This window comes from Streptomyces aurantiacus, assembly GCF_001418335.1.
Classification (GTDB): Bacteria; Actinomycetota; Actinomycetes; order Streptomycetales; family Streptomycetaceae; genus Streptomyces; species Streptomyces aurantiacus.
Genome location: NZ_LIPP01000352.1, coordinates 1 through 5383, shown reverse-complemented (window position 1 = coordinate 5383; position 5383 = coordinate 1). Strand labels below are relative to the sequence as shown.

The following is a 5383-nucleotide window of genomic DNA, read 5'->3' as shown; positions in this document are numbered from 1 at the left end:
CGGTCTGCAGACCGGCCGGGGACAGGTCGTCCAGTACGGCTTCGACCATGCGTGCGTGCGCCAGGAGCAGTTGCATCTCGGCGGAGTCCGCGGAGCCGAAGACCGGCCGCTTGCGGATGAGGGGCCCCAGGTGTGCGACCGGCAGGATCAGCTTCTTCGTCGTGTGCGGCCCCACGGCGAACCGCCATGACGGGTTGTTGTACCGCACGATGAACTGCCCTGGTGACACGGAGACTTCGTCTCGGCCGCGCGAACGGGTGTAATGCCACGTACCGCGTCGCACCACGTCCATGACGAGCATGTCGGGGAAGTAGTGGCTGTCGACCCAGGTGCGCTCGGTCCCGGTCGGGTCGTAGCGCAGGTTCGCGATCAGCGCGTCGTGCACTTTGGAGCCACGGACGCTGACCCGGAAATCACCGCTGTTCGCCATCTCGGCCGGTGGCAGGGGGACCTTGTCGCCGATCTGCCGGTCCCACCTGCGCCGGAGGCCGGCGTAGCGCTCCGCCTTGTCGCCCGGGCCGGCCAGATCGGCGGAGAACTTGCTGCGGGGCGGGCCGGCTCCTGGTTCCGCGCGGCCCTCGGTGCCGTCCATCGAGCAGCAGCTCCTTCTCCGTACGCCCGGAAACCCTACGGGCCGCGCAGCCCTGTTCCGCATCGCGGACACCGGTCGATCACAGGAAGCACACCGTATCGGCCCGCGCGACAAGCCGGTGCGTGAACCGGGCGGTTCCGTACGCACATTGCGGCGGGCATGCGCGCGTTACGGCCGGACGCCCGCCCTCAACGGTTCGCCAGCTCTCTCAGGCGCGGCTCGCCGATCATGGTGAGCATGTCGGTGTGGTGCGGCGCCCACCCCAGGTCCTGGCGGGTGCGTGGCGCCCGTCCGCGGCTGGACGCGGCCATGATGAGCGCGCCGAAGTCACCCCAGACGGCGGCGGCTTCGTGCTCGGTGAGGCTGCGGGTGCCGCAGTCCAGGTCGCGGGCGACGGCTTCGGCGATCCACCGGTTGGGAATCTCCCCGGCGACCGCGTGGTAGAGCGCGCCCGCGCTGCCCTGGTGGAGCGCTGTGACGAACAGGCGGGCGGCGTCGTCGATGTGCACGTTGCTGTAGGTGTTGAGACCCTCGCCGACGTAGCAGGCGGCGCCGGTACGGGCGACCGAGCCGTACACCATGGAGACATGCCCGTGGTCGCCCGGGCCCCAGATCAGCCCCGGCCTGATGACCATGGCCCGCACCTGCCGCTGCGCGGCGTCACGGACCAGCCGCTCCACGGCCAGCCGGTCGGCGGCGAGCGGTTCGACGATGAAGGGCTCGTCCTCCGCGAAGCAGTCCTCGCTCCAGGCGCCGGCGGTGCGTTGGAGATGCACTCCGCTGCCGGAGGTGAACAGGAAGGCCTTTCCGCTGCCGGCCAGCGCGTCGAGCAGCGCGCCCACGCTCTCCGTTTCACCGCGCGCGTCCATCTGAGCGGCGAAGACCACGGCGTCGGCGCCGGCGGCAGCCTTGACGACCTCTGCACGCCGTTCGTCGAGGTTGCCCGGCAGCGGGGTGATGCCCCGGGATTCGAGGAGTGCGCCTGCCTCGTGCGAGCGGGCCAGGCCGGTGACGTGATGCCCGTCGGCCACGAGGTGGCGGGACACGTTGCCGCCGACGAATCCGGTGGCTCCGAGGACGACGATGTTCATGTATCAATTCTGCCCATGAGATGGTCTGTCGTCAATATGATCTGGCAGAGAGATCAGTCGCGAACACCGTACGACGCACCGCCGCCACCATCGAGGCGGTGCGTGACCAGTGGCCCACCAGGTGTGTCAGGTCAGGTCGGAGATCCAGGCGTCGACGGTGGTGACGTCGGCCTGGCGCGGGAAGACCTTCTCCGTCAGCACCTGGTGGACCTCGGGGTCCGCGTCGCCACAGCCGTCGGCCAGGACGGTGAGGCGGTAGTCGAGGTCGGCGGCCTGGCGGAGGGTGGACAGGACGACGCCGCTGGTGGCGAGGCCGGTCAGGATCAGGTGATCGATGGCGGCGCCGCGCAGTACGAGGTCGAGGTCGCTGCCGGTGAAGGCGCTGACGCGCTTCTTGGTGACGATGCTCTCGCCGGGGCGGGGCGCGACGTCGGGGTGGATGGCGGCCCCGGGGTCGCTGTCGGTGAAGGCTCCCTCCGGCAGGGCGCTGAACGCCGGGCTGGACTTGGTCTCCGGGTGGCCGGGCCGAAAGCCGATGACGACGTACACCACAGGCATTCCCGCGGACCGGGCCGCGGAGACGGCGCGGGCGAGGCGGGGCGTGTAGTCGGAGGCGAGGCCGGGGACACGGTCGGTGATGGCCTTCTGGACGTCCATCACGAGCAGGGCGGAGTGGGTCACGGTGCGTCCTTCTTGGTGTTTCGGGGTGGGTCGGGTCGTGGATCGGGCCGCCGTGCGCGGCGGGGCGCCGCGGGGCGGATCCTGTCGGGCAGGTGGCCCGGAGGTCTCGGTCACCGGTCGGTGTTCTCGCGTTCGGCACCGGCGGGAGTGTCGTTCTTGTGCGGCGCGCCCATGCGACGCAGGGAGCGGTCGGCGACGGTCACCACGAGGAACAGGGCGCTGACGCCCAGCAGGAACCAGGCGAGGTGGTGCAGGCCGCCGGTGTCGGCGCGCTGTCCGAAGAAGGCGCCGTTGGCGGCGGAGGCGACGATGGCGCCGAGGTAGCCGAAGGTGCGCAGCAACCCGGCCGAGGAGCCCATGCGTTCGGCGTCGGCCTGGTGCAGAACGGCGTTCTGCAGGGCGAGGTTGTTCAGGCCCTGGGGGACTCCGAGGACGATCACGACGGCCAGGAGCATCCACACGGGGCTGTCGGCGTGCAGGAGGAGCAGCAGGGCGCTGGCGGCGAGCTGGCCGACGGCGCCGACCAGCAGCTTGCCGCGTACGGCCTGGCGTCGCCCGGTGAGGGTGGAGACGACGATCGCGACGGCGAACAGGGGGAGTTGCACCAGGCCGGCCTGGGAGGCGGACAGCCCGCGTCCCTCCTGCGTCCACTGGGTGAAGCCGTAGAGGAAGGCGTAGGTGGTGACGTAGGCGAGCAGGGCCCTGAGATAGGTGGCGAGGAGCGGCAGGTTGCCGCCGAGGACGCGTACGTCGATGAAGGGCTGCCGGGCCCGTAGCTCGCGCCAGGTGAAGCAGGCTGTCGCCGCGACGGTCAGGAGCGGGAGGTACACGTGGCCGCCACCGGGGTTCATGAGGAACAGCAGGAGGCAGACGAGCGCCACGGCGAACAGACCCATGCCCGGCAGGTCCAGGTCGCGCACGGAGTGGTGACCGTCGTCGCGAGGGGAGGCAGGGGTCACGGGGAGGCGGCGGGCACCGAGGTACAGGCCGGCGAGGCCCAGGGGGATGTTGACGGCCAGGGTCGCGCGCCAGCCGCCGACGCCGATCAGCAGGCCACCGAGACCGGGGCCGATGACGGCGATGGTCTGGGTGGTGACGGCGAGCGCGGTGAGGACGCCGGCGGGGCTCTCCTGGCCGGTGCGTCGGGCCTCGCTGCGGATGAGGAACATGGCGGCCGGATAGCCGGCGCAGGTGCCGAAGCCGAGGAGTACGCGTGCGGCGACGAGCACGCCGAGGTTGGGGGCGAGCATGCCGACGACGCCGGCCACGCCGGTCAGCGCCGTCCCGGCCAGGAACAGACGGCGGGGCCCGAAGAGGTCGATCAGCCGCCCCACGACGGGTTGCCCTATGGCAGTGGCCAGGTAGAGGGCGGAGATGAGCCAGGCCGTCCGGGAGGGCGGGGCGCCGAAGGCGGCGCCGATCGGTATCAGGGAGACGGAGATGACGGAGGAGTTGACCGGGTTGAGGACCGATCCCAGCATCATCGGGGCCAGCAGGCGTCGGTCGAAGCCCTCCGCCGGGCGCTTGCCCGAGCCGGGACGCGGCGGACGCAGAGGACGCAGGGCATGCAGGGGACGTGGCGGGCGCAGCCTGCGGGGTATTCGGGGTATCCGGAGCAGATGTCCGGTCATGACCTGACGATTCGTTCCAGCAGGGCTGTCGCGTCGAGGAGGGTGCGGCGTTCGTCCTCCGTGCACCGGTCCTCCAGGGCGCGGGCGAGCCAGCCCTCGCCGGCTCGGCGACGGTCCTCAAGGAAGGCGTGACCGCTGTCGGTGACGAAGACCAGTTGGCGGCGGCCGTCCTCGGGGTCCGGACGGCGGGAGACGAGAGCACGCTCCTCCAGGACGCCCACGGTGGCGGCCACCGACTGGTGGCGTACGCGTTCGGAGGCCGCCAGGTCGCTGACCGACGCCTCGCCGTCCTTGTCGAGCCGGCTGAGGACGGACGTCTGGGAGGGCGTGAGGTCTCCGGGGTCGAAGGTCTCGCGCATACGGCGTCGGAGCCGGCTGTACACCACGCGGAGCTCATGGGCCGCCTGTGCGGCCGACTCGGACACTCCGTCGGCGGTGCCGGTGATCTCGGTCATGCGTCCAGGCTAACTTGCGCAGGCTGGACTGCGCAAATCAACCTGCATAGATCAACCTGCATAGATCAACCTGCGTACATCGGTCTGCGTGCTGACCTTGTCGGCGTGCGGTTGGCGTGCGCGCCTTGCACGTTCGGGTGAACGGCCTGGGAGTGGCGGGCTCCCCGGCCGGTGGAAGGGCGACCATCCAGGAGGGGTTCATCCGAGGGAAAGGGCTTTTCCATGCGTCGCGCACTGATCATCGTCGATGTGCAGAAGGACTTCTGTGAAGGCGGCAGCGTTCCGGTGCGGGGCGGCGCGGGCCGGGCCGCCGCCATCACCGAGCTGGTCGGGCGCGCCGACGGGCCGTACGCCTTCGTCGTCGCCACCCGTGACCACCACATCGACCCCGGCGCCCACTTCTCCGAGAACCCCGACTTCCAGGACTCGTTCCCCGTGCACTGCGTCGTCGGCAGTGAGGGAAGCGAGTTCCATCCGGACTTCGCTCCGGCCGTGACCTCGGGGCACGTCGACGAGGTCGTCTTCAAGGGCGCGCACTCCGCCTCGAAGAGCGGCTTCGAGGGCTTCACCCAGGACGGCACGTCACTGTCCGCCTGGCTGAAGGCACGCGACATCACCGACCTCGACGTCGTCGGCATCGCGACCGATCACTGTGTGAAGGCCACCGCGCTGGACGGAGTGCGCGCGGGGTTCGCGGTGCGGGTCCTGCTCGACTACACCGCCGGTGTCGCCGCCGACACCACGCGCACCGCGCTCGACGAGCTGCGCCGGGCAGGTGTCGCACTGAGCGGCGAACCTGTGGTCGCCTGAACGGGCCGGCCCGGCTCTCCGGCCCCCGCTGACCCGAAACCCTGCTGACCAGCCCCTTTCGGCCCTGCAGCCGAGGACGAACGCGGCGGCAGTGGTTCAACGCGCCGCGTTCGTCCTCGGCTG

5 protein-coding genes and 1 pseudogene are annotated in these 5383 nt (G+C 70.9%); 1 reads left to right on the top strand and 5 read right to left on the bottom strand.

Going from position 1 to position 5383, the window contains the following annotated elements:
* From AOK01_RS34850 to AOK01_RS34830, 5 genes and pseudogenes are all read right to left on the bottom strand, one after another.
* A pseudogene (locus AOK01_RS34850) lies at positions 1-592 on the bottom strand (hypothetical protein); the annotation flags it as partial.
* 188 nt (positions 593-780) lie between these two features.
* Positions 781-1683: an NAD-dependent epimerase/dehydratase family protein gene (locus AOK01_RS34845; protein WP_055518794.1), complete on the bottom strand. Its 903-nt coding sequence runs from the start codon at positions 1681-1683 to the stop codon at positions 781-783.
* A gap of 126 nt (positions 1684-1809) precedes the next feature.
* Entirely contained in the window at positions 1810-2364 is a 555-nt protein-coding gene (locus AOK01_RS34840) for a cysteine hydrolase family protein (RefSeq protein WP_055518792.1), read from the bottom strand.
* Positions 2365-2474: 110 nt separating this feature from the next.
* Entirely contained in the window at positions 2475-3848 is a 1374-nt protein-coding gene (locus AOK01_RS34835; RefSeq protein WP_425424784.1) for an MFS transporter, read from the bottom strand.
* Positions 3849-3991: 143 nt separating this feature from the next.
* The gene (locus tag AOK01_RS34830; RefSeq protein ID WP_055518790.1) at positions 3992-4450 is read right to left on the bottom strand and encodes a MarR family winged helix-turn-helix transcriptional regulator; all 459 of its coding nucleotides are present in this window, start codon (positions 4448-4450) and stop codon (positions 3992-3994) included.
* A gap of 222 nt (positions 4451-4672) precedes the next feature.
* Here AOK01_RS34830 and AOK01_RS34825 point away from each other — a divergent pair, with 222 nt between their 5' ends.
* The gene (locus AOK01_RS34825; protein WP_055518788.1) at positions 4673-5260 is read left to right on the top strand and encodes an isochorismatase family protein; all 588 of its coding nucleotides are present in this window, start codon (positions 4673-4675) and stop codon (positions 5258-5260) included.
* Positions 5261-5383: the final 123 nt, after the last annotated feature.